The 25,547-nt window shown below is 60.9% G+C and carries 31 protein-coding genes; 19 read left to right on the plus strand and 12 right to left on the minus strand.

Features of this window, described 5'->3' with window-relative positions; translation table 11 throughout:
- The first annotated feature begins 23 nt into the window (after positions 1 to 23).
- Entirely contained in the window at positions 24 to 644 is a 621-nt protein-coding gene (locus AAF143_RS02615) for a class I SAM-dependent methyltransferase (RefSeq protein WP_255005598.1), read from the plus strand.
- 39 nt (positions 645 to 683) lie between these two features.
- Entirely contained in the window at positions 684 to 1,202 is a 519-nt protein-coding gene (locus AAF143_RS02620; RefSeq protein WP_414026478.1) for a hypothetical protein, read from the plus strand.
- Positions 1,203 to 1,382: 180 nt separating this feature from the next.
- Here the strand turns inward: AAF143_RS02620 and AAF143_RS02625 are convergent, their stop codons facing one another.
- Together AAF143_RS02625 and AAF143_RS02630 are read right to left on the minus strand one after the other, a co-directional pair.
- On the minus strand, positions 1,383 to 1,490 hold the full coding sequence (locus AAF143_RS02625; protein ID WP_255005601.1) for a DUF1651 domain-containing protein: 108 nt from the start codon (positions 1,488 to 1,490) through the stop codon (positions 1,383 to 1,385).
- Positions 1,487 to 2,284: a M20/M25/M40 family metallo-hydrolase gene (locus AAF143_RS02630; RefSeq protein WP_255005603.1), complete on the minus strand. Its 798-nt coding sequence runs from the start codon at positions 2,282 to 2,284 to the stop codon at positions 1,487 to 1,489. Before AAF143_RS02630 ends, AAF143_RS02625 begins: the two co-directional genes overlap by 4 nt.
- 124 nt (positions 2,285 to 2,408) lie before the next feature.
- On the opposite strand from AAF143_RS02630, the gene AAF143_RS02635 reads away from it, so the two are divergent.
- The 8 genes from AAF143_RS02635 (at position 2,409) to AAF143_RS02670 (ending at position 10,592) form a co-directional block, all read left to right on the plus strand.
- On the plus strand, positions 2,409 to 3,128 hold the full coding sequence (locus tag AAF143_RS02635) for a MerR family transcriptional regulator (protein ID WP_414026479.1): 720 nt from the start codon (positions 2,409 to 2,411) through the stop codon (positions 3,126 to 3,128).
- 6 nt (positions 3,129 to 3,134) lie between these two features.
- Complete coding sequence (locus AAF143_RS02640; protein ID WP_255005605.1) at positions 3,135 to 4,391, plus strand: vWA domain-containing protein; 1,257 nt, start codon at positions 3,135 to 3,137, stop codon at positions 4,389 to 4,391.
- A 4-nt stretch (positions 4,392 to 4,395) separates the two neighbouring features.
- A complete protein-coding gene (locus AAF143_RS02645; RefSeq protein WP_414026480.1) occupies positions 4,396 to 5,031 on the plus strand; it encodes a metallophosphoesterase family protein in 636 nt (211 codons plus the stop codon).
- Positions 5,028 to 5,390, plus strand: coding sequence for a hypothetical protein (locus AAF143_RS02650; RefSeq protein WP_255005608.1), 363 nt, complete (start codon positions 5,028 to 5,030; stop codon positions 5,388 to 5,390). Before AAF143_RS02645 ends, AAF143_RS02650 begins: the two co-directional genes overlap by 4 nt.
- Positions 5,391 to 5,561: 171 nt before the next feature.
- Entirely contained in the window at positions 5,562 to 6,584 is a 1,023-nt protein-coding gene (locus AAF143_RS02655) for a restriction endonuclease (RefSeq protein WP_255005610.1), read from the plus strand.
- Between the two features lie 1,098 nt (positions 6,585 to 7,682).
- The gene (locus AAF143_RS02660) at positions 7,683 to 9,152 is read left to right on the plus strand and encodes a ribonuclease H-like domain-containing protein (RefSeq protein ID WP_414026880.1); all 1,470 of its coding nucleotides are present in this window, start codon (positions 7,683 to 7,685) and stop codon (positions 9,150 to 9,152) included.
- Positions 9,038 to 10,060: a DEAD/DEAH box helicase gene (locus AAF143_RS02665; RefSeq protein ID WP_414026481.1), complete on the plus strand. Its 1,023-nt coding sequence runs from the start codon at positions 9,038 to 9,040 to the stop codon at positions 10,058 to 10,060. Before AAF143_RS02660 ends, AAF143_RS02665 begins: the two co-directional genes overlap by 115 nt.
- Positions 10,061 to 10,175: 115 nt before the next feature.
- On the plus strand, positions 10,176 to 10,592 hold the full coding sequence (locus tag AAF143_RS02670; protein WP_255005612.1) for a hypothetical protein: 417 nt from the start codon (positions 10,176 to 10,178) through the stop codon (positions 10,590 to 10,592).
- 318 nt (positions 10,593 to 10,910) lie between these two features.
- Here AAF143_RS02670 and AAF143_RS02675 read toward each other — a convergent pair whose 3' ends face one another.
- The 3 genes from AAF143_RS02675 to AAF143_RS02685 all read right to left on the minus strand — a co-directional run bounded on the left by AAF143_RS02675 (position 10,911) and on the right by AAF143_RS02685 (position 12,272).
- Positions 10,911 to 11,519 (minus strand): hypothetical protein, encoded by a 609-nt coding sequence (locus AAF143_RS02675; protein WP_414026482.1) that lies wholly within the window; start codon positions 11,517 to 11,519, stop codon positions 10,911 to 10,913.
- Between the two features lie 210 nt (positions 11,520 to 11,729).
- Positions 11,730 to 11,888: a hypothetical protein gene (locus AAF143_RS02680; RefSeq protein ID WP_255005615.1), complete on the minus strand. Its 159-nt coding sequence runs from the start codon at positions 11,886 to 11,888 to the stop codon at positions 11,730 to 11,732.
- Positions 11,889 to 11,894: 6 nt separating this feature from the next.
- On the minus strand, positions 11,895 to 12,272 hold the full coding sequence (locus AAF143_RS02685; RefSeq protein ID WP_414026483.1) for a galactose oxidase: 378 nt from the start codon (positions 12,270 to 12,272) through the stop codon (positions 11,895 to 11,897).
- Positions 12,273 to 12,310: 38 nt separating this feature from the next.
- On the opposite strand from AAF143_RS02685, the gene AAF143_RS02690 reads away from it, so the two are divergent.
- The 6 genes from AAF143_RS02690 (at position 12,311) to AAF143_RS02715 (ending at position 16,656) form a co-directional block, all read left to right on the plus strand.
- Positions 12,311 to 12,553, plus strand: a complete 243-nt coding sequence (locus tag AAF143_RS02690; protein ID WP_414026484.1) for a hypothetical protein — start codon at positions 12,311 to 12,313, stop codon at positions 12,551 to 12,553.
- Between the two features lie 37 nt (positions 12,554 to 12,590).
- The gene (locus tag AAF143_RS02695; RefSeq protein WP_414026485.1) at positions 12,591 to 13,028 is read left to right on the plus strand and encodes a hypothetical protein; all 438 of its coding nucleotides are present in this window, start codon (positions 12,591 to 12,593) and stop codon (positions 13,026 to 13,028) included.
- Between the two features lie 456 nt (positions 13,029 to 13,484).
- Positions 13,485 to 14,183: a hypothetical protein gene (locus AAF143_RS02700; RefSeq protein ID WP_255005621.1), complete on the plus strand. Its 699-nt coding sequence runs from the start codon at positions 13,485 to 13,487 to the stop codon at positions 14,181 to 14,183.
- Positions 14,184 to 14,640: 457 nt separating this feature from the next.
- Positions 14,641 to 15,450: a hypothetical protein gene (locus AAF143_RS02705; protein ID WP_414026486.1), complete on the plus strand. Its 810-nt coding sequence runs from the start codon at positions 14,641 to 14,643 to the stop codon at positions 15,448 to 15,450.
- Between the two features lie 138 nt (positions 15,451 to 15,588).
- The gene (locus AAF143_RS02710) at positions 15,589 to 16,008 is read left to right on the plus strand and encodes a hypothetical protein (RefSeq protein ID WP_414026487.1); all 420 of its coding nucleotides are present in this window, start codon (positions 15,589 to 15,591) and stop codon (positions 16,006 to 16,008) included.
- Positions 16,009 to 16,350: 342 nt separating this feature from the next.
- Entirely contained in the window at positions 16,351 to 16,656 is a 306-nt protein-coding gene (locus AAF143_RS02715; protein ID WP_255005625.1) for a hypothetical protein, read from the plus strand.
- A 421-nt stretch (positions 16,657 to 17,077) separates the two neighbouring features.
- Here the strand turns inward: AAF143_RS02715 and AAF143_RS02720 are convergent, their stop codons facing one another.
- The 6 genes from AAF143_RS02720 to AAF143_RS02745 form a co-directional block, all read right to left on the minus strand.
- The gene (locus AAF143_RS02720; RefSeq protein ID WP_255005626.1) at positions 17,078 to 17,353 is read right to left on the minus strand and encodes a hypothetical protein; all 276 of its coding nucleotides are present in this window, start codon (positions 17,351 to 17,353) and stop codon (positions 17,078 to 17,080) included.
- A 19-nt stretch (positions 17,354 to 17,372) separates the two neighbouring features.
- The gene (locus AAF143_RS02725) at positions 17,373 to 18,242 is read right to left on the minus strand and encodes a hypothetical protein (protein WP_255005627.1); all 870 of its coding nucleotides are present in this window, start codon (positions 18,240 to 18,242) and stop codon (positions 17,373 to 17,375) included.
- 75 nt (positions 18,243 to 18,317) lie between these two features.
- A complete protein-coding gene (locus AAF143_RS02730; RefSeq protein WP_414026488.1) occupies positions 18,318 to 18,536 on the minus strand; it encodes a hypothetical protein in 219 nt (72 codons plus the stop codon).
- A 16-nt stretch (positions 18,537 to 18,552) separates the two neighbouring features.
- Positions 18,553 to 19,425, minus strand: a complete 873-nt coding sequence (locus tag AAF143_RS02735; RefSeq protein WP_414026489.1) for a LysM peptidoglycan-binding domain-containing protein — start codon at positions 19,423 to 19,425, stop codon at positions 18,553 to 18,555.
- Positions 19,426 to 19,427: 2 nt separating this feature from the next.
- Positions 19,428 to 19,925: a hypothetical protein gene (locus AAF143_RS02740; RefSeq protein ID WP_255005629.1), complete on the minus strand. Its 498-nt coding sequence runs from the start codon at positions 19,923 to 19,925 to the stop codon at positions 19,428 to 19,430.
- The gene (locus AAF143_RS02745; protein WP_414026490.1) at positions 19,922 to 20,779 is read right to left on the minus strand and encodes a DUF4055 domain-containing protein; all 858 of its coding nucleotides are present in this window, start codon (positions 20,777 to 20,779) and stop codon (positions 19,922 to 19,924) included. Before AAF143_RS02745 ends, AAF143_RS02740 begins: the two co-directional genes overlap by 4 nt.
- 1,186 nt (positions 20,780 to 21,965) lie before the next feature.
- On the opposite strand from AAF143_RS02745, the gene AAF143_RS02750 reads away from it, so the two are divergent.
- The 3 genes from AAF143_RS02750 (at position 21,966) to AAF143_RS02760 (ending at position 24,865) form a co-directional block, all read left to right on the plus strand.
- A complete protein-coding gene (locus tag AAF143_RS02750) occupies positions 21,966 to 22,736 on the plus strand; it encodes a DUF6994 family protein (RefSeq protein ID WP_255005632.1) in 771 nt (256 codons plus the stop codon).
- A gap of 137 nt (positions 22,737 to 22,873) precedes the next feature.
- Positions 22,874 to 23,707: an endonuclease/exonuclease/phosphatase family protein gene (locus AAF143_RS02755; RefSeq protein ID WP_255005634.1), complete on the plus strand. Its 834-nt coding sequence runs from the start codon at positions 22,874 to 22,876 to the stop codon at positions 23,705 to 23,707.
- Positions 23,708 to 23,950: 243 nt separating this feature from the next.
- Positions 23,951 to 24,865, plus strand: a complete 915-nt coding sequence (locus tag AAF143_RS02760; RefSeq protein WP_255005636.1) for a restriction endonuclease — start codon at positions 23,951 to 23,953, stop codon at positions 24,863 to 24,865.
- A 95-nt stretch (positions 24,866 to 24,960) separates the two neighbouring features.
- On the opposite strand, the gene AAF143_RS02765 is transcribed toward AAF143_RS02760, so the two are convergent.
- On the minus strand, positions 24,961 to 25,545 hold the full coding sequence (locus AAF143_RS02765) for a sigma factor (RefSeq protein WP_255005638.1): 585 nt from the start codon (positions 25,543 to 25,545) through the stop codon (positions 24,961 to 24,963).
- Positions 25,546 to 25,547 lie beyond the last annotated feature (2 nt).

Below are 25,547 nucleotides of genomic sequence, written 5' to 3' on the forward strand. Positions count from 1 at the left end.
GACAGCAGCCTCTGCATGGGCCCATGACGAGCAAAAAGCACTGGGAGACGATCTACGCAACCAAGGCCCCTGAGTCATTGAGTTGGTATCAAGCCCATGCCGATGACTCACTCCAGCTGCTTCAGGCTGCCGGCCTACCACTGGATGCGGCAATCATTGATGTGGGCGGCGGTGCCTCCACGCTTGTGGATGACCTCCTGAACCTTGGCTATCAACGGATCACGGTTCTGGACCTTTCCGGCACGGCACTGGCCGTGACCAAAGAGCGGCTTGGCGCTCGCGCGGCTGCGGTGCAGTGGCTGGAGGCCGACATCCTCACGGCCACCCTGCCCGATGCTGCCTATGACGTCTGGCATGACCGGGCGGTGTTTCATTTCCTCACCAGCCCCGCCGATCAGCAGGCCTATGTCCAGGCCGTGCTGCAGGCGCTCAAGCCTGGTGGCACTCTTCTCCTGGCCACCTTTGCAGAAGATGGCCCCACCACTTGCAGTGGCTTGCCAGTGGTGCGGTACAGCCCTGAGAGGCTCCTGGAAACCCTGGGGACTGCATTTTCGCTGCTCAGCCATGAGCGGTTCCGCCATCGCACACCAGGCGGCGCGGAGCAACACTTTCTCTCCTGTCGGTTCCAACTGACTTCCCCATAGTTTTGCAATGGAGCCCGTCCGGTTGCTGTGGTGATCCTGATGACCTCCCAGACGCGAGAACAGCGCCGTGGCTGGCTGTCGGGCCTGCTCGCCGCCGCGCTGTTCGGCTCCAGCGCTCCGCTGCTCGGCAGCTTCAGCCACGGGCCTTCTCCTGTGCTCGTGGCGGGTCTGCTGTACGCCGGTGCGGCGTTGGTGTTGCTGCCCCTGGCCGTGGCCGAGGCCCCGACGATCTCGGCGGCATGGCCCACCACCGTCACCAGGTCGCGGTGGCCACGGGCCTTGATCCTCAACACGCAGAAACCGTTCTCAGCGTTGTGGAAGGTGACACGCTCGATCGATCCCGACAGCACATCACTGGTTTGCGGGCTGGCCTGGGCAGGTTCGGTGGGAGACGGGCGTGCCAGGGCGGAGGTGGCTTGTGGCCTCACCTTTGCAGGGTTCAGCCTTGCGGGTGGCGAAGGGTGCGCCAGCTGCCGCTCTCGGTGCTCACCTCCAGGCCAAGGCCAACCTGCGTCGCCGTTACGCCAGCGGGTTGCTGCTGCTGCCACCAGTGGGTAGCGAAGCCCCAGGCCTCGTCGATCGAATCGAAGTGCTCATCAAGCTCAAGGTGGGGTAACCCGTGATGATCCACCAAGCGATAACGCCGTGGCTGGTTGCTGCTGCTCATCGGCAAGGAGGTGGCCATTGGTTCTGAGCTCAGCTTGGTGGAGTTGCGATCGGTTTGGGTGGTGATGGTGATCACCACTGGGGCTCGCAGGGGCTCCAGCCCTCCTGGCGCTTGCTGGCCCACAGCTTGAGGGCGTCTTCTCGGCTGATCTCCCGGCGTAATTGGAACCCCTTGCTCACAGCGCCCCCAGCCCAGCCTTCAACCCCTCGGTGACAGCGGCGAGAAAGGGCAGATCGAGGGTGTCGATCGTGTCGCTCATCTGGTGGTAGTGCGGGTTGCGCAGGAAGGAGGTGTCGGTGACCATCACGGCGTCGTAACCCGCATCCCAGAAGGGGCTGTGGTCGCTCAGGCGCACATCAGGCATCGAGCGGCCCCCATCGGGCACCGGCAGCACCTTGGTGACCACGTGCTTCCCCATGTGGCTCGCCAGGCCAGGCAACATCGTTGCGGCACCGAGGTTGCCCACCACGGCGATGAAGTCGCCCCGATCGCCGTAGAGCGCCCGCATCGCCGGATGGGGATAGCTCTGGGTGGCGGCGGTGTAGGCGAGCATCTCCAGACTCACCATCAACTTCAACTTCTGGCCGCTGGCCTGGAGTTCGCGGGCCAGGGCGCTGCTGCCGACCATGCCCCATTCCTCCTGATCGAAGGCCACGATCCACACCGGCCGCCGGGGCGCCTGGCGGGCCCAGTGCCGGGCCAGTTCGATCAGGGCCGCCAGACCGGAGGCATTGTCGTCGGCGCCGATCGAGTGCAAGGGGCCGTCGTAGTGGGCCGCCACCAGCAGGGGATCGAGCTCCGGGTGCTGGCCGGGGAGCTTGAGGATCAGGTTGGTGCCCGCATCGATTCCCTCACGGAAGTGGTGCTCTTCCACCGGCCCCAGGGCGCCCAGCTGTTCGCCCAGGTAGGCGCGCACCGCCATCAGGCCCAGGGGATCCCAGCGGGCATGGCGGGGCCGGGCCAGGTGCTGCAAGTGCTCCAGCAAGCGGGTGTGGCCTTGTACGTGGTCGGGGGCGGGGTGGTTGATGGCGAGTTGGTCACTGGGGGATCAAGCTTAATCGCTTGACACCTGCAATGCAAGTGTGCATAATGAAGCGATGGTGAAGGTCTCCACTCCAGCTGACGCCCTCTACGGCCTCGAGGAACTCCTCCTCGTTGCCGGCAAGCTGCTGGGAGAGGTGATCTCATCTCGCACCGTGCGTCTGTACGCCACCCAGGGGTTGATCGATCGCCCCGGCAAGGAGGGCCGCAGTGCGGTCTATTCCCACCGCCACCTCCTGCAATTGGTGCTGGTGCGTGCCCTGGCCCGGCGCGGTCTCAGTCTTTCGGCCATTGCTCCCCTCTGCGTTCTGGCCGACGCCGATCTGGAGCAACAGCTGGAGCTGCTCGATGGGGTGGGGGCGGCGGCCACCGTTCCTTCCCCGCCTGCTTCCCGTGCCGCCCTCGACTACCTCCAGGATCTGCAGTCCTCAAAGGAATCCACCCCAACCACCGACGACTTCCCTGCCCACCTGTTGAGCAAAACCCATTCGCTCAGTCCCGTTCTCGGGATGCTCAGCGAACCCCTCTCCACCCAGGCCCGTTCGGAACGTTCTCCATCTGGCTCCCGATTTGGGGGCAGCACTCGGGAGGCCTCCAGCCGCTGGCTGCGCTTCCACCCTCGCCCCCGGGATCGAAGTTCACGTCCGCGAATCCGTTTCCCTTCCTCCTGCTGGTTCCCGCCGTCAGCAGTGGCTCAAGCGGCTACTGGATCGGCTCAACGAACTGATCGACGACCCCTTCAGCTGAATCCCTTTTTTCCAAGCACCACCGCCTAACCAGCCATGACCCAACCCACCCTGCGCTTCCGGCCCCTGCGGCCGGCGGTGGCTTCTGATCGCCCGTCACGCCTTGATCTGCTGCTCACGATCACACCACCAGCCTTGAAGGCTGAGCCCCAACGTCAGCAGCGACCGCCGCTGAACCTGGCTCTGGTGATCGACCGCTCCGGCTCGATGAGCGGCACCAAGCTCAGCTATGCGCGCAAGGCGGCACGCTTCCTGGCCGGGGAACTCACCAACCGTGATCGCCTCGCCATCGTCAGCTTCGACGACGAGGTGAAGGTGGTCGTGCCCTCCACTCCCGTTATCGATCCCCAGCCCTTCATCGACGCGATCAACACGATCCACAGCGGCGGCTGCACGGACCTCTTTGATGGCTGGCTGGCTGGAGCCACCCAGGTGGCTGAACACCTCGATCCCACCCAGATGAACCGGGTGCTGCTGCTCTCCGATGGCCAGGCCAATGAGGGCCTCACCGACCACGAACAGATCGCCACCAAGGTGGCAGGCCTCACCCAGCGGGGCATCAGCACCAGTGCCTTTGGCCTGGGCGCGGACTTCGATGAAGACCTGATGGGGGCCATGGCCGCTGCAGGCGATGGCACCTTGGCCCACATCGAAAGCCCCAGCCAGCTGGCGGATCTCTACGCCTCCGAGCTTCAGGGCCTGGCCACCACCTTCGGGCGTCGGGTGAGCCTCGGCCTACGGGGCAAGCATGGCGCCGAGGTGGTCGATCTGCTCAACGACCTCAAGCCCACCGGTGCAGGCAACCACCAGCTCCCCAACCTGCGCGCCGGCCAGGAGCTCAATGTGGGTGTGCAGCTCCAACTGCCCGCCTGGATCCCCAATCAGGAGATCCTCAGCGTGCGGCTGGCCTGGGATGCCCCCGGTGGCAGCGAACGCCAGACCCTGATCGAGCATCTGACGTTGCCGGTGATGGAAAGCGAGGAGATCAAGCAGCTTGACCCCGATGAGGCGGTGGCTGAACAACTGGCGCTGCTGCGGGCCAACCGGGAGCGCAGACATGTCATCGCCGAACTTGATCGGGGGGATATCAGCAGCGCCAGCCTCAACCTGAGCCAGCTGTATGAGGAGCTGTCGGCCATGCCCGCCAGCCCAAAGCTCTCGCGGGAACTCGACCTGCTGAACGAAAAGCTGGCCATGCTCAAGAGCGACCCGAACCGCAGCCGCAAGAACTTGAAGCGGGAGTCGCAGCGCTCCAGCCTGAACGTCTGGGATAGCGCCGATGACCAGAACTGATGTGGTGGCCATCGGGGATGTGCACGGCTGCGCCTCCCTGCTGGAGCAGGAACTATGGCCGCACCTAGATACGGGGGCGGAGCTGATCTTCCTGGGGGACCTGATCGATCGCTCCCCTGAACCGGAGGGCGACCGGAAGGTGCTGGAGCAGGTGTGGCTGCTGCAGGAGAACCCCGCCGCCTTCGGCCTGGCGGCGGTGACGGTGCTGCGGGGCAACCACGAGCAGATGCTGCTGAAGGCGCTGGCGCCAAGAGCGCAGGACCAGGACGTGGATCTGTGGCTGTGCAACGGCGGCAACCCCGACCTCCTGCCCCTGGCCCGCGAGCGCCGGGACTGGTTCGAGCAGCTGCCGTTCACGGCCATCCGCGGCGACCATTTGTTCGTCCATGCCGGCGTGCGCCCCGGAATCCGCCTAGAGCACCAGGCCACAGACGATCTGATCTGGATCCGGAGGCCGTTTCTAACCAAGCCCCACGGGTTGGCCTACACCGTGGTGCATGGACACACGTTTCGGCATGACTACAAGGTGACGCGGCTGCCGCATCGGATTGGGATCGACACCGGGGCGTATCTGAGTGGAACGCTGACGATCATGCGGTTTGAACTTCAATCCGAGCCAACTGGGGAGGCGGACGCATGAGGCAACAGGAGATCTGCTGTGAGGCACGGCTGGCCTATCTGGACTATTTCTCCAGGACTGTGGCTGCCTCGATCTGCAGCCCACATCACTACCTGATTTTCGACGAGGCGCTCTCGCCTCTTGTGCAGGCGCTGACCTTAAAGGAGATTCTGACCCTGCATCCAACCGATGCCTGCTGTCGGATTAAGGTGTGGTGTTGCGAGGATGTGGCTGATTTCACGGCTATGAAACAACGCGCCTGGAGCGAGGACGGCCGGAGGATCAAGCCCATGACCGCCATGCTTTACGTACCACAGTTAGATGTGACAGGGTCAAGGCCTGCTGGGATGATCGATGAGATTTTCGGTCTTACTAATTAGCAAGACCGATTGAGATGGCCTATAGTATTTTTGCATAACAGGTGAATGTGCGCCATGAGCTCATTGTTGGAAGCGATGCTTTAGTAAGCAGCCTGTAGCCACTAGGCCCACTTCACGACTGCCCAGCCTTCAAGTCAAGAACACTTCCAATTTCAGCATTCACACTCCCCAATGCCAGTTCTTCAACAATCTCAATCAGTTCCAGATCTACAAGCAGTCAACGAGATTCGCTACATCAAGCTAGGAGACAAAGGCAGGCAAGAGATAGCATGTATCCAAAATGACTTTTGTTACATTGGATTTTGCTCATCAGATCCAGATTGTTTTCAGCTCATGATGGAGGCAAAGAGCGCTGGCGCCTCCAATAAGGATAAGGCCTGGAAACTCGTATGGGACTTCCATTTCTCAGAAGCGAAGGGTACAGACAATAAACGTAAACAGAATGCAACATCAGCGACAAACCAGTTGCGTTACTTCTTTGAATCAGGAGAGGAAACGCTCTGGATAACCTTCCATGCGCGAAAGCTCTACTTTGCAATTCTAGACCCCTCTATTCCGCCAAGACGCGCAGAGGATGGTAGCCATCGCTCAGTTCTCGGCCAATGGCGCTGCACAGATATCGAAGGAAATGAATTCCTGGAAGAGAAGCTTTCGGGTCGAATAACCCAAACAAAGTCCTATAGAGGAACCTCATGTAAAATTGCAAATGATGCGAAAGAATATCTTCTTCGGAGAATTCTCTGCCAACTGCACCCTTATCAAAAAACGGTTGTTTTGGCAATGGGGCAATTAAGCCGCGGCATCACAGCAGCAATACGCTCACTCACGCCTGGGGACTTTGAGCTTCTTGTGGAGCTTATTTTCTCGCAAACCCTCCGAAGAATAAGCACAACTGGCAAAGTGCAGGACTTTGTAGATCTTGTGTTCGAGAATCCACTAGACGAAAGCAAGGTGAGTGTTCAGGTAAAATCAAGAACAACTCCCGCTGAATTCCATGAATACGCAACGTCTCCCGGCCTAGAAACTTATCAGTTCTTCTACTTCGTATATCATTCATCAGAATGTCTTCTGGAAGACTTCACCATCCCTTCTGGTGTTGACGGCACTAAAATCAAGATTCTCGATATCTCTAAAATTGCCTCCATGGCCATTGACGTGGGTCTCATCTCATGGGTAATGGATAAAGCAGGCTGAGCGAGCCACGTCTCACATTTATGACCTCTCGATGACCTCTCGCCCCACCACCCCTAGCCAGCTCGCCCTCTTCAGCCGTAGCCCACGGATCGGTGCCTGGTGGGAGGAGCTCAAATCCAGGGGTCTTTTCACGGGCAAGCAACCACCTCCCTCCTCCCTTGATGAGCAACTGTTCGCCGATGGTCTGCGCCTTGAGCAGGTGTTGCTCAACCGGTTGGAAGCCGAGGGCTATCGCATCGCCCGCCTGGCCGGCAAGCAGAGCGAGGCTGATTACGTCGCCACCCGCGAGGCGATGGCAGCAGGGTTCGACTTCATCCATCAGGCCTCACTGAACAACGGAGAGATCCGCGGCTCGGCCGATGTGCTGCGCAGGATTCCCCAGCCCTCGGCCCTGGGTGACTGGAGCTACATCCCGATCGAATGCAAGCTGGCCAGTAAGCCACGCACCACCTTTCTGGTCCAGGCTTGTGCCTATTGCGAACTGCTCACCCCATTGCTGGGGCACCGGCCCGATCGCTTCGAGTTGTTTCTCGGCGGTGGCCGCTTCCAGACCTATGACACTGACCGCTTCTGGGCCTGGTACCAACAGCTCCGCAACCGCTACCGCGATTTCTGTGCTTCCTTCGATTCCGCCTCGCCGCCGGAGGATGAACCCGGTGATCACGGCAGCTGGAGCGCCTTCATCGAGGAGCGGCTGATCGCCGAGCGGGATCTTGTGTTGGTGGCGAACATGCGCCAGAACCAGCGCCTCAAGCTCAAGGCCGCCGGCATCCACACAATCGAGCAGCTGGCCGAACTGCCTCCCGCCGCCAGCATCGCTGGCCTGGCGGCCGAGGTCCTGTTCGAGTTACGTCAGCAGGCCCAGCTGCAACTCACACCCCATGGGGCCGATGGCAAGCCCGCGTTCCTGGTGCGCCCCCTGCAGCAGGGCAAGGGCTTAGCCGCCCTCCCCGCCGCCGATGCCGGCGACATCTGGTTCGACATGGAGGGACTCCAGGATGCCGTTGCCGCCAAGAAGCTCGAATACCTTTTGGGGCCTGCTACCGGGAGGCCCCGGCTGAGCCGGCAGCCTTCATCGCCTGGTGGGGCCATCGCCCCCTGGAAGAGAAGCGGGCCTTCGAGGGGTTTGTGGATTGGGTGGAGGAACGAAGACGCCGTCATCCAGGCCTGCACGTCTACCACTACGCCAGCTATGAAAAAGCGGCGATGCGACGCCTCTCCCAGCAACACTCCACCCGAGAAGCGGTGATCGATGACTGGTTGCGCAGTGATCTGCTCTGTGACCTGCTGCCGGTCGTCACCCGCTCAATCGTGCTCGGTGAAGGCAGCTACTCGATCAAGAAAGTGGAGGGGCTCTACATGGGCCCCCGTGGCGCCGATGTCACCAATGCCGGTGATTCCGTCGTCGCGTACCTGCACTGGCAATCCTCCGGTGAGCCTCCCCTGCCGGGCGCAGCTCCCGAAGGCAGCCCCAGGCTTCAGGCCATCGAGGACTACAACCGCGACGACTGCGTCTCCACGGTGCTGCTGCATGACTGGCTGCTGGTTCTGCGCCGCGCCCAGGGCCTGCCCGATCAACCGCTTGAACAGGCTGAGGAGGAACGCCCTGATGCGGAACCCTGGCCCCTGGAAGCCCTCAGCGCCCGGTTGATCGCCGAGTTGCCTGAGCAGCTCCAGAGCGATCCCGCCGCCAATGCTCCAGAAGCCGACCTGCTCGACCAGGAACGACTGGGTCCCCGGGGCCTGAGCTGGCGGGTGCAACGGCTACTGGCCCAGCTGCTGCCGTTCCATCACCGCGAGGCCAAGGTGGCCTGGTGGGCCTACTTCGATCGCAGGGGTAAGGCCCTGCAGAGCCCGGAGGAACTCGACGCCGATGGCGAGGCGATCAACGGAGTCGTATGGCAAGGCTCCGAGAGTGTGCCGAGTGCGCGCACCGGCGCCGATCTGCACACCTTCGCCTTCGATCCGAGTCAGACCCTCAAACTCCATGTCGCCCATGGAGATGGGTCCATCAAGCTGGAGATCCCCGAGACCGGCCAGAAGCTCCAGGCCGTGGTGATCGACGGCGAACAGGGCACCCTCACCCTCAAGTACCCCTGGAGCACGAGAGACAAGCGGCAGGCCGCCGGCCAGGCGGTGGAACTTCCCAAGGGTCCCATCCCTCTGATCAAGGTGCCCGAGGACATCAGCGAGCTTCTACGCGACAGCCTGCTGGCCCAGGCCGAGAGCTGGGTGGATGGTGGCAAGCCCATCCCTGCCGCCATCGTTCACCTGCTGGAGCGCCGTGCCATTGAGCCACTGATCTCGCTCAATCATGCCCTCGCAGCCGATCCGAGCGCCTTGCCGGCCCATCTGGCGGCGTTTCTTGCCTCCCACAGCAATCTGACCCTGGCGCTCCAGGGCCCCCCGGCACGGGCAAAACCACCGTCACCGCTGAGGTCATTGCCGAGTTGGTGGAGCGCGGTCTGCGGGTGGCGATCAGCTCGAACAGCCACGCCGCGATCAACAACCTGCTGCTCAAGGCCCACAGCACCTGCGCAGGCCGTGGCCTCAGCCAGCAGGTGGTGAAATGCAGCACCGCTAAAGACGACAAAGGTCTGGTCGGCCAGCCCGTGGCGCTCTGCAAACCCGATGCCCTCGCCGGATCGATGGCCGTGGTGGGCGGCACGGCCTGGATGTTCGCTCGCCCCGTGATGGAGGAGGCCTTCGACTGGCTGGTGGTGGATGAGGCGGGGCAGATGTCCCTGGCCAATCTGCTGGTGATGGCTCGCTGCGCCCGAGGAATCCTGCTGGTGGGCGACCAGCAGCAACTGGCCCAGCCCAGCCAGGCCGATCACCCGGGAGAAAGCGGCCGCTCCTGCCTGGAGTATCTGATGCAGGACAAAGCGGTGGTGCCGGCAGATCGGGGCGTGTTCCTGGCCACCAGCTGGCGGATGGAACCCTCGCTCACCTCGATGGTTTCGGCGCTCTTCTACAACGGCCGGCTCAAGGCCAGCCCCGCCAATGCGATCAACCGGATCGAGTGGCGGGAGCCCTTCACCGGCAGCGATGGTGGAGTCGTCCCCAGCCAAGGGTTGGTGTTTGAGGCGGTTGAGCACACCGGCTGCAGCGTCAGCTCAGAAGAAGAAATCGAGCGCATCGCTCGGCTGGTGGAATCCCTGCTGGGCTCCAGCTACCGCCATGCCAGCAGCGGCGCTGAACGCAGTGGGGTTCTAACCCCGATCGACATCCTGGTGACAGCTCCCTACAACGTTCAGGTGAACCGGCTGCAGCAAAGGCTGGGCAACCGTGCCCGGGTGGGAACGGTGGACCGATTCCAGGGCCAGGAAGCCCCCGTGGCCATCCACTCCCTCACCGCCAGTGACGGAGATGCCGCCCCCGAGGCCTGGGTTTCCTGTTGCAGCCCAACCGGCTCAACGTGGCCATCAGCCGTGCCCGTTGCCTCTCGATCGTTGTCGGCTCACCCGGCCTCGTAACGGGTATCGCCAACACGGTGGAGGAGGCGGAGCAGATCAATCGGTTGTGCCGCTTGGTCCAAGCTTCCATGGAAGATGATCGCCGAGATATCAGCTGAACTGAATTGGATACCCTATGTCGTTCAACGTCAAGTCTTGGTTGGTAGATGCGGTAGTCGATTCTGTACTCGCCAAGCCATCTGGCTCATGCCACGGAATTACTGGTTTCTGGCTTGCATCGCTGAACCGCGTACGCAATGAGCGCATCCTGAGAATTGGCACGCTCAATGGGCATCACTTCTTGCTTGCTGCTGAGATTGACACGGATGCGACGCACGTCATGGACCCGAAGCGTCTTGATGAGTACGTCGAGCACGAGATGCTCAAGCACTCGAAAGACAAGGACTCCTTTTCCATACAAGCTGCTAGCGCCCACGTACAAGAATGCGTCGATAAAGGGCGTATCGTCGTCGCCTTCCGGAATGCTCGTGCATTTACCGGAGAGTTCAAGAGCAATGGGCGAAACTCCGTTTGGTATGAGGAAGATCAGTGACATTGAAACCCACCCCAATACTGTAAGCCTTGAGTTCACAGTGACCAAACTGGAGTTGTGTTCTAAGCCAGCCACAATGTCACACTGGAACTCAACGAACTAGGAATTGGCATGCCAACTGGGAACGGTGCAGTGGAAGCATGTGCGCTTAACTTAAGAGCAATGGGTACAATATTGTCTCATTTAGGCTAAATAGCTAATCGGGTAACGATATTGAGACGACCAAGGACGGTAAAACCTTATATGTAGAATGCAAAGGTGGGTCGTCAAGAAGGACGGGCGATACTTTTAGCGGGAGGGATGGCATCGTCCCTCCGCTCACGCTTGTGAGGAGGTGGCGTGAGCCGGTTCAGCGGCGACTCCGTCCTCCCGGTGGGCAAACGCGGGATGGATCACCCCGGTCGAGCTGTAGCGCAGGCGCTGGTTGATCCCATCCATCGTGAAGTCGTAAAGCTCTCCATCATTGAGGTCGATGAACTGCCCCGTCAGCACGATGACGTCGTGCTCGTCCACCGCGGCCATGAAGACTCCATAGTCCAGGCGATGGAGATGAGCGTGGTTGCCGTAAGCCTGCTTGAGATCCTGAAAAATCTCGGCCAGCACCTCCAGCACCTCCTCGCTGAGAACCTCCTCCGAACTGCTGCCCTCCGGCAGGTTGTAGGCCGTGGGCATCAGCGCGACCAGGGAACCGGGAACGATGGGCTCTTCTTCCGGCGCATAGACCTTCGGACAGAAACCCCGGCTCTCCAGCATCCACTCGAGCAGCTCGTCCAGACCCGTCACATCGGCGGTCATCAGGGCGACCTCTCCCTCTCCATCCGGCTTGGTCTTGACCCAGGTGATCCGGCTGATGGCCTCAAACGAGCGGGCCTCAGCCAACCAGGGGAGCAGATCCTGCTCGGAGCAGCCCATGAAGCCCTCCTCCACAAGGTTGTCGATGCTGCGTGCGGTCACGGTCAGCTGATCAAGCCAGTTCTGGGCCAAAGGAGGAAGTTGATCCATGGGGGCTTCAGGACGTCATTGAGGATCTCACTATTTTAGCACTTGCACTGCCACTGTTGTCTTGCGTGTCGATTGGGACGATGCCGGCCATTCACCCATCCGATCGGAGCAGCCCCTGAAACAGCGCCAGGGCAATCACGTAGCCCAGTTGTTTGAGGCGAAAGGCCCGGGCAGGACGCCAACGATGCGGAAGCGGTTGCGCTCCCAGCGCGTGGGGCGGAAACGCAGCACCTGGCGGCCGTCGCTGAGCCACCCTTCTTTGGGCGACAGGGGTGGTCCCTTGCTGATGGCCATGCCTGCTCATGCCACCTCCGGACACCAGCCCCGCTGGCGCGTCATGTCATCGGTCCAGCCCTTGCAGCGGTGCGTGAGGTGCTCGCCCTGGGCCAGCAGTCCCTGGTGCAGCTGACAGGTGAGCAGGGGAATGCAGTTCACCCCGGCGTGGTGGCGAAAGAAGTGGCAGGTCATGCAGACCTTGCGGCTGCGGCTGGGGCGCAGCACGGCCTGATCCAGATAGGGCCAGTCCTCGACGGTCACTTCCTCCGCGCTGGGGTTCGTGTCCCGATGGGAACCGCGAGAGCGAGCAGGGGGAGCAGACACCAGAGCGCCAAGCGAGAGGTACACCTGTACTAGCAGGAGTTCGCTTGGGTTGGCCAGCGCCGACCGGGCGTCGTGCACCAGTGGCGGCTGGATGGCGGCTCGGCACCACGGCCAGGATGCCCCTGGCGGGGCGCGGCGCGGGTGTCCGTCGCTCGCCATCCATGTCCGCCATTGCCTGCATCGGCGTCGAGTTCCTCGAGCCGGCCGATAACCCCGGCGCCCAAGCCCGCATCTGGTTCCTCGATGCCACCGGCCAGGTGGTGCGGCCCTGCCGCCTGGTGCCCGCTCCGATCGCCAAGCTGCGCGGCCAGCAGCTGCAGCGCTTCTTTGGCGGCGAGTGCTCGCTCTGGTTTCGCTGAGCACCCGATCCAGAGGCTCTTGGAGTGGGCCAGACGCTTGGCGTCCCCCATCGCGCTCACAGCTCGTGGCGGGAGCACGGCCGAACGGCGTCAACTGGGGCTGCTGCAGAACCTCAGGGCATGGCGATGGGTCCCCCACGGTGGCCTCCTGCTCGGCTCGGCAAGGGCTACGCAAGCGGCCTGCCGCGCTGCGGCGAAGCCGCCCCTGCCTTCTCCTGTGCGGGAGGCCAGCACCGAGGGGTCCCTCGCCACACGCACCATGAAAGTTCCATCCGGCCCGAGCAGCCCAATCCGCTGCGTCGTCGTTCACTTCTATCCCGGTGGCCTCAAGGGCAGCGCCCACCCGTGTGAGCTGCAGTTCTTCGGGAAGCGCGGCAAGCCCGTCAAGAAGATGCGCTTCATTCCCGCCGAAAAGGCGCACGCGATCGCCCGCAAGTTGCAGGGCACCAAGGGCTGCACCGTTTCGGTCATCTGAGGCCCAAGGGCCGCTGCGGCGGCCCTTTTTTCAACTCGCCAACAGCACTGGTCTCGCATTGGGAGAAATGACGTTCAAGGGCTGCCTGCGGCAACCATGAATCCCACGCAGTTCCTCAATCAATGGCCTGCGGGGGTGTAGAGATTGGCAAAACTTCCCAGAGTGAGAGGTTGGATAGGCTGACAGTGTTAAACAGGTATCGTGAGCTACACCCATTGAGGCAAGGAGTTGCAGTTGGAGGATTCTGGGGGCAATGTGGTTGTTGAGCGAGGAATGATGGGCTGAATGGGATAGGAAGATCGGCAGGATGGACGTTCTGCCGAAGTAGAGTTAGCCTGCTGACCTGTATCTTTTGTGCTGGGTCAGCGATTGCTGCTCAACCCACTCTAAGTTGTTCCTCATCCTTACTCGAACCTCAGAATGGAAGATCCACGTAAGGTTCTACAGCAAGCACGATTGATCGCCGCATTCATTCGTCATGCCGATACAGAGGGGCACATCGACTCGAAAAACGAGGATTTCTGGCGTGATCTCGACACAATCATACCTAAGCCATACCAACTTGATACCGCCCTCTACGACCTAAACGGCAACGGAACTCTCACATACGAAGAGATCGGAGAGGATGGCTTTGCCCCTATCGTGATTGCAGGCATCACAGAACACAGCGCACAAAGGCTAACTGAGCTCTTGACGGTAATTGATACGGAGCTCACATCGCTACGCGGAGATCTCAAGGATATCTTGACATTTGACCCTCACCAACTCTCCGAAGAGTTGATGGGCGCTCAACTCCAAATTAAGAATGTCAAGAAAGAGGCCTTGAAAAGCGATCTTCTTAAACCGCTACTGCGCCCGCTTGAACAGATTGAGGGACAACTGGGGAGCGTTAACACGGTTGCGTCTAATTATATTGATGTATACAAGAACATAATCCGCCCGGTTCAAAAAGAGGGTGAATCAGGAATTAAGGCTACGGTACGATGGGCCGTCTTTAGTATCTTGGCTTCAACGTTCTTATCCTGGCTTGTCAGTAACTGGTCCGCCTTGAAGAGCGCACCAGCGCCATCAGATTCTACTTCTCAATCGCAAACAGTCAGGCACCAGAGGTCGAACCTTATCGGAACAACCGCAGGCATTAAGGAAGACTCCTAATCCCTAGGCCAACAAAGTCTGCGATATTCACTGCTATATCTTGTGCGAAGCAGTGTTGCGGCGGTAGGGAGCGGTTGATTGCTGTTAACAAGTAGTTCTCAATGGCACGCTGGCTAACATGGCCATGCACCTGGCCCGCATCCGCAGATTCATTGCGCTCTCTTGGATATTCTTCCTTCAGCTCTTTGTGGGCAGGTGATGGCCAGCGTCTCTCTGTCTTGTGGATCAACCCCAAGTCCATAAGTTGTAGCTGTCCTGGGATCTCGCAAGGGAGATCTCCACATGGCATTACGACGTTACAGTTCTGATCAATCTCATTGATAAGTTGCAGGTCTTCCCCAAATCTGCTCCATCCCGGCTAGGACCAGGGCCGTTCAAGAGCGACGGGATGAGAGCCAAGTCAGGGTCGACCTACACAGCCAGCGGAAACTTCAGTGACTGGTGGATGGCCCTTCCCATGATCCCTCCCGAGCCCGACGGGCTGCAGCACCGAAGGCTTGGCCGCCTCTGGCGTGACACCACGCGATTCAGCGGAACGCCTCCAAAGGATGGGGAAACCAGGGAATACCTCAACAAGCGTTCCCATGAGTTCGTCAACCCAAGGCACGAGACCTACCTCACTGTGGGGGCCTGGGAGAACTTCACGTTGTTTGAGCCCGATCAATGGATCCCAGCGATTGTTGAACTCGCAGGCCTGGAGCCGCCATCAGAAGTTGTGGACTGCCGCTGGAGCTACGAGTGGGAACAGGGGGAGAACGGTCGGCCGATGGCCGATGTCGTGATCCACTACCGCGATGGTCGTGGGGTTCTTGGACTCCTTGTGATTGAAGCGAAGAATCTTGGCAAAACGCTTACCGGCGATAAGAACCAGAATCCTGGCTACTACCTTGATCAGGATGAATTCGAGGAGGCCGCAGAGAGCCGTCGGCTCATCTACTGCATTGATGAAGCCTTCATTCCTGATGACGCAGCCCACTTCATTGGTCCACAACATCGTTCTGGGATCATCACTTGGCAGCAGCTGGCGGGCCTGCAGATCAAGCTCGCCGGCCAGCTTCCGGTGCCACCGCTGATCCGGGCTTTCATCGCAGGCTCCATACAGCACCAAGCTGCCTTGCGTGGCATCAAGCCCACAGCTCTGGCATTTGAGTACTTAGAGACCGAACGGAGCATGATCGAGGTGGATCAGGCTCTGAAAGAAGATCGACAGAAGCAACCCGAGCGCAGCGAGCAGTTATGGAAGCTGCCTGAGCTCGACGTCAGCTGAGCCTGGGCTTTGGTGAGCGACAAGGGCGGCGGCGGCCTGCTTCAGCGTGCGCGGCGGCGCAAGGGCCAGGCGAGTTCGCTTCGCTCACCCTTGCCCTCGCCGCGCCAACGCTTTGCGTCCTTCGCCTGGTTCACAACCATGGCACACACACTTCACGATTCCACGATGAGCGGAATCACCTGGAAAGCAGCCGTCAGCGAGCAGATCAGCGAGCACCTGGTCATGGTCCTGTTCACCAAGGCCGGCAAAAACGGCCTGCTGCTGAAAGAATCCAGGCCCTGGGATGCCACCTGCAAAGCCTGGCGAGGCACAAGGCCCAGCAAGATCCCCAAATACCTCTGGGCGCTGGTTGAAAGCCGGCTGCAGGAGTTCGAGCCCAGGGAGAAACTGCCAGCCACCAAGCCACCCAGCCGCCCGCTGGCGTTGAGGCGGTCCTTCCCAGGCGCAAGCGAATCGATCGGCAACGGCCGCATCAGCTTTCCCTCGTTCCTCGCCATGGAGCTGATCGAGGGCTACTGCGCGGATCCGTTCCGGAACCACACGGCCCAGGCCCACTGAGCGCTCCACTGCAGGGGCGGTCAGCGCAAGCTGGCTGCCCTTTTTCTTCTCGCGGCAAGCGGCAACCCGGCCAGGTGGACAACAACCGCAGCCTTCTCAGACACAGCAAGTCAGCACTGAGGCGGCCGGGACTCAGAGGGGATCCACGGGGGTCAGCAAAACGCGCCCGAGTTTGCACCAGAGCGCCAGCAACCGATCGCTGCACTCCCGGGCTGGCAGCGCGGAGGCGTCAAGGGCTGCGCAAGCGGCTCGTTCCTCGCCGCCCTTGTCTCCTCCTCGTTCCGGTGCGTGACGGCGGCGTTCTTCGCTTCGCCTCTCGTGGATTTCACCAGCCTGCGCCCCTTGCTCCGCTCCGCTCTCGCGCATTCGATCGCGGTGATCTGGTTCGCCTGTCTCCTCACCTATGAGGCCGGGTTCACCGCCGGCTACGCCGCCCGGCGCATCAAACCGCCAGCAAAAGCAGCCGCTGATCGTCCTGATCCGCAGCAGGAAGCCGCCTTCAGCGGCTGGGAAGCCGAGGTGGCCGCCGGCCGGTGGGTCGAACCCAAGCCGGTCGAGCCCATCTGCCCCGGCTCCTGGTGGGATCTGATCGATCCCAGTGAGCTCGATGAGGCCGATCTGGAGCTCCCGCTGCGCTGGGCCGTGTGAGCACGCCTCCAGCTCCGCTCAAAGGCCCTGCGGGGCCCTTTCACCCGACACGTGGGCAACGCAGGGACCAACAGCCGGGGCGGCTGCGGCAACGCTCCACCCACTCGCTCCCGCTCGGGATTGCGCTTTCTGCCGCTCGTGCCGCCCCTCAATCCAGCAGCCGGGACTCCTGCCGCTGCGCTCCGCCTCTCGCGCCTGCTCGGGCTTCACTCCGCTGGCTCGTGGAGGCCCCGACACTTGCGCGATGCGCTGCAGAAGTAAATTTCCAGATTTTGCGACATTTGAGAAGCGCTGTCCGCGCGATTCTCGTTTTCGGGGGTATTACCCCCTTTTGTGGATGTGGTTGTTCGATTGATTGATCGAATGTCTGGATTGGTTGGTTGGTTGACAATCTCCCTCGCTCCGCTCGCGGCAGCCACTGCTACAGCCAGGAGCGGTAGCGGCTGCGCTGGCGCCGTGCCGCTGCCTTCTGCGCTCGGCTGCCGAATTGGGGGCTGCTGCCATCACGGCGGCGACGCACCCAGGTTCCCTTCTCGATCAGCCGGCTGTCCTGAGCATTCGCTCGCCTCAGACTCACCAGGGTTCCGTAACCGGCCCGGTGCCTGGCAGTTGCACGCGAGCGCGCCGATGAGCGCGTTGCCGCACTGACCACCGTGGCGGTTGTGCGGCGACTCCAGAAGGCGAGGTACGGCGGCATCGCGGCAGCTCAGCTCAGCTCAGCTCCGTGCGCCGGTTGGCTTGCGGGCGTAGCTGGCCAGATAGAGCTCACTGGCGCTCATGCTCTGCAGGTTGGTGGCCTGTCCGTTGCCATCGAATTCGGCGATCACCGTGGTGGGGCCGATGCCGCCGCGCTGCTGGAACAGAAAGCCCAGCACCGGATGGGTGCGCAGGCTCTCGACATGCTCAGCGGCTTGGAGGTTGCCGTTGTCGCTGAGCAGGGCATTGCCCTTGGAATCGATCGGCTCCAGCACGTCACGGCTATTGCCGTCCTTGGTCAGGCGGAACTCGCCGCCCACCTGCTGCTTGAAGATCTCAAAGAAGGAGCCGCGGTTGTCACCACCGGGACGCCCCTCGGCGTCGACGAACAGGCGCTCCAGCAGCCGGTCCTTGCGCAGTTGCTGCACTTCGGCCAGGGCGTCGTCGCGCTCCTTGGCGACAGCCTTCACCTTGCGGGCCGCAGCGGCCTCCAGTTGGCGTTCGCGGGTCGCGATCTCGCGCTCCAGCTGCACCTTCTGGCGTTCGGCCTCCTGGAGACGCTCGTACTCGTCGGGGTTGATCTTGGAGAACTGGGAGAGCTGACGCTTGAGGGTGCGCAGATCCCGCTCCAGCTGGTTGGTCTTGCGGCGCTCGGCCTTGAGGGCATCGGGTTCTGCTGCCGGTTCATCGCCCGTGGTGGCAGGCTCCTCGATTGGATCGAGGGGCTCGTCATCGAGTGGATCGAGCTCAGAGTCATCAACGGCATCGAGCTCCTCGCCCTCAGAAAGCGACGAGTCCTGATTGGGCCACTGCTGCTGCTGCGCGTAGGTGACGTAGGACTGCGATGCGGCCTCGGGCTGGGGCTGGAGCTCTCTAGTTCGCTTGGTCATGGGTCCACCCATCACGGCTGTGGTTGACGCGAGCACCCCATCCGGGCTGCGCTCACGCTTCCTATTGCCAGCAGCTCAGAGGCTCAGCGGCGCCGAGCTGCGCAGCATGGCCACCGGCGGTGGCGGCGCGGCGTCCAGGTCGATCTCGTCAGGGAAGGAGACCGCCCGCTGCTGCGGCAGGTAGATCCAACCGCCAGCCGGCAGCACGGTTGATGGCGTGACGCTGGGCACCAGCAGCTCCTGGCCGGGGTCCAGCGGTGACGACGGCCGGATCGCTGGCACGTTCACCACCATGGCCAACGGAAGCTGATCACCGCTTCGGGTACTCCGCCAGGGGCGGGTTGTACTTGCGGATCGTGCGGTTGGTGGTGTCGTACAGCTCAGCAATCGTGGCGATCGTGTCGCCCTCCACCACCGTGTGGCCATCGGCCCGGAGCAGCTCCGGGTTGTGCTTGCGCAGGGTCTCGACGGTGGTGCCGTAGGTGCCGGCCAACAGGGTGAGCGTGTCCCCCGGGGCTGTCTCGATCGTCTGCAGCTCCTGCAGGTCCTGGTTGACGCGCCGCAGTGTCGGCACCGTCGTACCGAAGCGATAGGCGATCGAATTCAGCGTGTCGCCCGCCTCCAACACGTAGACGCGGTGAGGCTTGATCGCAAAGGTCAGCTTCTCGCCCAGCTCCGGCTGCACCAGGGCGCCGATCCCACCGGGTCCGTAGGCGGCGCCGATCATCAGCAGGCTGGCAGCAGCAAAGAGCGCCCGGGGCGCATGGGGCAGCACGCCAGGCGTCTGGAGCAGTGAGAGATCACCCAGCCAGCAGGCGCCATCGGCAGGAGCCTGGACGGTGGAGCTGGGCGGCAGCACGCCACCGGTGGCCGGCGGCTGGTACTCACCTCGCACGGCGGCGCCCTGCCAGTCGAGATCAGCATCGAGCCAGTCCCAGGCGTCCACGGCCGGATGGGGCAGCACCGCGGCACGACACAGGTAGCCCTCGCAGAGGATGTCGCCGGTGTCGACGCCGGGGCCGTTGTCGCGGCTGGAAATCAGCTTGGTCTGCTGGATGAAGCACTCAAAGACGTGGCGAGCCAGCGTCAGCGGCTCCCTGGCGCCGGTGTGATCCACCTGGCGCAGCAGCAGCCGCACGTTGGCGACGAACTGCAGCGGGGAGCTGGTGGGAGTCGGTGCCATGGTCAGCCGCGGGCGAGCTGGCCCTGGAAGGGCGTGGGCTGCGGCGCCTGCCAGTTGCGCAGCCGCGGAAGGATCAGCAGCAGAGATTCGACATGCGCCCGCCGCAGAGCGCCGGGACTGAGAGATCCATTGGCGGCGGTCGGTTCGGCGTATTCCGTCGACACCTCCTCCATGAGTAGCTCAGTGGCGTACTCGATCACATCGAGTTTCCGCTTGGGCAATTGGTTGGGGTCGGCCGGGCTGACGGCCGCCTTGCGAGTGGTCTTGATCACGAACGGATCGGCCGCCGTCTGACCGCCGACCAGGGCGGCATCGATCGCGGCAATGGCATCGAGGCTGGCCTTGGCGCCTGGAATGGCGTCGGGGTAGCTGCGCTCCAGGGCCGCCATCTCGTCGTTGATGGCGCGGATGCTGGCCGGCGACACAGGGATCGTCAGCGCCCGGCGGATCGCTTCTAGATCAGACGGCCGCCAGGCGTAGGGGTTGGGGGTTTCGCTCACGTTGCCTCCGGAGCCGAGGCAGCAAAGCTGTCGGCGCTGCTGCTGCCGATCGGTGTCACCAACCCCGGAGAAGCAGCCAGAGCCAGCTGGTGGCGCAGCTCATCGGTGCTGATCACACCGCGCTCGTGGAGGGTGAGCCACTCGCCAACAGACGGCAGCGGCCTGGGCGGAGGGGTGAGCGGCGTCACGATCAGAGACACGCCAGCACCCTGCTGGAGAACGTCACCCGTGGCCCGGCACCAATGCTCCAGCAGGGTGGAGAACACCGAGGTCTTCTGGGTGGCAAGTGACTGGAGCAGGGCGTAGGCCTGGCCAGCGGTGAGGCTCACCTCCTGCTCGCTCTTGCCTGGTCCGCGGTTCTGGGTCGGCACCAGCGCATCACGGCGCATGGTTTCATCCAGCAAGCTCAGGTAAGCGCGGTGCTCGGCGAGTGAGCGGGCGCGGATCTCCTTCCAGTTGAAGTCCGCACCCTCAGGCAGGTCCATGAAGGTGGAGGTGGAGAGCACGAGCTGCTCAGGGGCGCGAGCTTCGCCGTCCTCGGTGCGCTGGAAGCCGTACTGATCCACCAGGCCGCTGCGCACACCCACCGGCAGGGCGCAGCGGGAGAGAAGGTCCTCGTATTCGCTCTTGAGCCGGTAGTGGGTGAGGTACTGGTTGGCCAGGCCCAGGTGAGGCAGATCACCTTCCCCGAAGGCCGCTCCGTCGGCGGCGTACCAGACGCAGGGCATGGTGTGCTGGCCCTCCAGCAGCACCGCAGGCCCGAGGGGCTCAGCCTGGTAGCCGCAGGAAGCCGAGGTCGATGGCACGGCCCGGTACGCCTGAAATCGCAGGCCATCGGCGGCCAGCTCCGCCACCCGGTAGGTCCAGTTGGAGAGGTCGTAGGCCGGCGTGTTGTTCGGCGTGAGGTAATGAACCGGGACCCCCCAAAGTGGTCGGGTCTGATCGGGTTGTGAACGTCCACCCGCCAGGCCACGCGCACCGGCAGACCGTTGGGATTGGGGAGTTGCCAGTCGAGGAAGTCAGCGCGAGGCACCAGGGCCAGCCGAGGCAACGAGAGGCGATCACCACGGTGCAGAGCATCAAGCCTGTGCCCTTCTGAGGGCCAGCGATGTTCCGGCGGCAGAACCAGGATCAGGCAGCCGCCATCACGCAGCACCAGCAGGTCTGCGATGAACAGGAACACCCCCAGATCGGTGCCGCGTCCATCCACGTCACCGATCACCGCCTGCAGCGACGGCGGCAGCGCTTGCCAGTGCAGGAAAGAGAGCATCCCGGCATAAGTGCGCAGCGCGTCGCGGAAGAACCCGGTGGGCCTGGCGTTTTCGATCCGGTTGCGATAGGAGGAATCCGGCTCCTTGACGCCTGGGGGCAGGTAGACCGTGCGGCGGCTGGTGCCGTCAGGGGCATCGAGCAGGTTCCAGCAATCGAAGGCCAGCTGCAACCGATCGCGCAGGCCACGCAGGGTGTTGTGCTCGCGCCAGGGCTCCAGCAGCGGGGTGCCCTTGGCGGCAGCGCGTGCCCGCTGCTCGCTCGCAGAGAGCGGCAGCCACTTGTTGCGGGATCGGCTGCGACTCCTGGAGGCCAAGGGCTTGGTGCGGCTGGGAGCTATTGCCACAGGGGGTGCCTCAATGTCAGCCTCCAACGGCATGAAGTGGCGCTACCTGTATTCCATCCGCCTACTGCAGGGCAGTCTGGACATTCGCACGATCAAGGAGCTTCTGGGTCATCGGGACGTGAGCACGACCATGATCAACAGACATGAATTGAACCAGAGCAAACTCGGTTTTCGAAGCCCAGCCGCCCCTTTTTAACTTTAAGAACAGTTGGTTCTCAGACCCGGTTAAAGTTCAGAACAAGCCACATAGGTCTCTGTGATCAGTTGGCCATAAATGGATCTAGGCTCCTACACTGCAGGAATTGAGGGTTTTATCTGGTTGGATGGTGAGCCTGTAGGGAGGTTGCGGACCCGCCCAATCATTGTTAGCCAGTTACAATTTTGGTACGCCAGGCTATTCCTTCAGATAACACATCATGCCTGAAATGCGCACGTACAATCAGATTGACGTCACGTTTGATTTCAGGTCAGACACACCCGGCTATCCGAAGAAAGATCCAGACTCCTACAGCCCAGCTCTTCGTCGACATCATCGGCATTTGTGGAGTAAACACCTACCTAATGGCGTGTTGTTCACACTCGATGACATCGGCCAGCACTACCTACACCACAGGTCCGGATTGGGGGAATTCTTCCTTGCCAGCGATGCGGTGATCCCTACGTTCAGGAAAGAATCGCGTCTGGAGAAGGTCCTCAGTTCGATCCCTACCGCAGAGCAGGAGTCCTTTCTACGGGTGGGCTACACGATCGGCGGGATGATGGTGTTCCCAGCAGAGCGGGTTGGCCGAAAGATGACAATCAACGGCGCACGCGGTTTCCACCCACGGATCAAAGATCGGTTCGACCTTACGGTCGAGTGTATCCGTCGACACTACCGCAGCGAGCCAAGTCCGTTGGGTGACGTTCTCCAGCGATACGGTTCCTTTTTGGGTCTGTTCGGTGACTTTCGCGGATACGTTGAGTTCTTCCTGTTACAAGACCTCGTCACCGAGGACTGTTCGGCAGTGAGATTCTTCTCCTCATTCATGGACTTCAACACATCACCGGTCCCGCAGGACCTTGATGGCTATCTGGCATATCGGCAGGCCGCAATAGAGTTCATCGAATCCAGGAATCGTCGAATTTACCTGTGGAGTGCTGAACAACAAGCTGGCCAACACGCCGTGCAGCCGACGGAGGCGAATGTAACCAGTTGATGCCACCGCGGCTGACGGCTATCGGTTAGAAAAAACGGAATTTTGGTACCTTCTCTTCGCATTGTGCATCTCTCTCAATACACGTCAGAATGCCTTCTTGAGTTGTGAACATGAATATACGTCTATTGACCTGGAACGTGAACTTCCGTCCCGCGAAGGTTCTCAACGCGTTCATTGTCGATGGTCAGATTGCCTTTGATCTATTGACGTTTCAGGAGGTGAAGAACAAGTACGCCACGGAGTTCATGCAACGTCTTTCAGAACTAGGGTTTCACGCGATACACACTGGAGACTCGGGGGATGGTGGAAAAACATACGGTAACTTAATTGCGAGCAGGTGGCCGATTGAACAAAAGCCACTCGGTTTGTCCAATCCACCGCCGTTTCCTTGCCTCATCGGTCGTGCACATGTTTCAATTGGCACCAATGAGGGTGTAGATATCCTGACCGTACATGCACCAAATGGATCCAACAATGGCTGGGACAAGATCCATACGCTAGAGGCGGTTCAGCGAGTAATTCGATCGATCTCTCCTGGCCCAGTAATCGTTACTGGCGACTACAATGAACCACAGTTCTTTCCTGGCAAACTTCCTGTTCGTAGTTGGGCGTGGACAAGCGAGAAAAGCTGGGCGAGTCGCCGAGATGAGCTGATGACTCGCGAGAACGCTCGAGGCGGTATGGAAGGTCATCCGCGTCAACGCTGGGACAATGCGGTCGGCTGGTTCTTCGATGATGGTGCCCTGCATGACCTCCAGCACGCCTTTTGGGCAAAGTACGGTACCGGTGCGATGGAAGCAACCTATTTGACACGCTCAGCTTCGCGTCCTGAGCGGTGGTTTGACCACGCATTCATATCATCTCACTTCGAAGTTATCGAGTGTGCTTACAGGCACGACGTACGTCGTCCAGGCGGCGAGAGCGACCATAGCGCGTTGTGCATCGAACTCGCTTTTCGACCACCTAACTAATGTGCAACAGTGCAAGAGCAATGATGGAGATACTCCCAAAAGCATCCTCGAATCGTCGCATGCCACGATCTAGTGTTTTTGAGTTCACATGAAATTTCGCTCTTACAATGTTCATTTGATCTGCCTAACATCAAGGCGCAGCGGGCGGATCCATAAAGCTCGATGCCAGCATGGAGATCCTTCCCGGCGCTGATCTTAAGCGTTAGGATTACTCGCTGACAAGGAATTTAGGGAAGAATCCCAATGAGCGTGCCGGATTTTCAGACATTTATGCGACCACTCCTCGAGGTTATCGATGGTCTACCTGAGCAAGAACTAAAGGTCGTCAAAAAGAAGCTTATTGAATTATTCAAGTTAACGGAGGACGACCTAAGAGAAAAAATCCCTAGCGGAAGAGCCTTCCTTTTTGACAATCGACTAGGATGGGCGAACACGTATCTGAAGAAAGCAGGGCTGATTGGGTCTGATAGGCGCGCATATCTACAAATAACAAAAAGTGGTCATGAGTTTCTTGCCAATCATAATGGAGAGATTAAGGTTGGCGACCTAAAGAAGATTCCACGTTTCAAAGAATTTCATCAAGCCAAAGGCAAAGAGTCCGTCGATGCTGAAGCGGAATCCGCGGTTGAAGAACAAACTAGATCGCCCGAGGAGATTATCTTCGCTGCATACGAAATCGTCAACCGTGGACTGGTAAGTGAGCTGCTGAAAATAGTGAAGGGCTGCTCCCCCGCCTTCTTTGAAAAACTCGTCATCGATCTCATGATTGAAATGGGATATGGTGGTTCACGTAAAGAGGCCGGTAGCGCCATAGGGAAGTCTGGAGACGGAGGAATTGACGGAATTATAAACGAGGATAAACTTGGCTTGGATACTATTTACTTGCAGGCGAAACGCTGGGAAAACACAGTTCCAGTCAAGGAAATTCGTGATTTCGCTGGAAGTCTGATGGGCAAGAACGCAAGAAAAGGAGTGTTCATTACTACTTCGGACTTTCCCAAGAGCGCCCATGAGTTTGTCAGTTCCATTGATCGCAAGATCATCCTTATTGACGGAGAACGCCTCGCTAGACTGATGATTACAAACAACATAGGTGTCAACCCACGCGAAATCTTTGAATTGAAGAATGTGGACAACGACTATTTTGAAGAAACCTAAGGAGTCAAACCACCCGATACTCTGACTTCACCAGGTTGAAGATCTTTAAGACTGTCAGGAAAGGCCATGAATGGGCCACAACTGCTTTTCGATCCTCAGCTATCCGCCTGTAGCGCAATCACGGTGACCGAGCAGGCATCATGGATCTCCCGCCAGCGCTCGGCGGTGATCCCCAGCCGCTGCGGCACAGCATGGGGCGGCTGTCCTTCCCGCAGCAACTTCTGGCCACTGGCGTAGAGGTCACGCCAGGACGGCGGCACTTTGATCGCAAAGCCGTGGTCTCGTAAGTAGTGCGTGATCTCGCCGTTGGCGTAGGTGCGGGCGTAGGGCCGAAAGGAGCGCCCGCCCGTGCCATCGAAGCGGGCGGCTGCCTTGAGCAGACCGATCACAGCAAGCTGGCGCAGGTCATCAAAAGAATGAGTAGTGCGGCGGGCAAAATTACCGGCGATCTTGTCGGCCAGGTCCACGTGAGCCAGGGCGAGCCGATGCACAGCCGCATGAGGGTGCTCCGGCCGCTGCCGCCTGGTCTTGCGCGGCGTCTGGGGAGGCGGCTGGTAGGGGAAAGCAAAGACGAGTTGCTGATGAACACTGGGGAGCCGGCGGCGGCGCCGTAGGGGCCTGGGCGAGGAGACAACAACATCGGTGGCGGACGCGAGCAGCGGCAGGAGGAGCTGGGCCACGG

This window comes from Cyanobium sp. ATX-6F1 (assembly GCF_047395825.1).
Classification (GTDB): domain Bacteria; phylum Cyanobacteriota; class Cyanobacteriia; order PCC-6307; family Cyanobiaceae; genus ATX-6F1.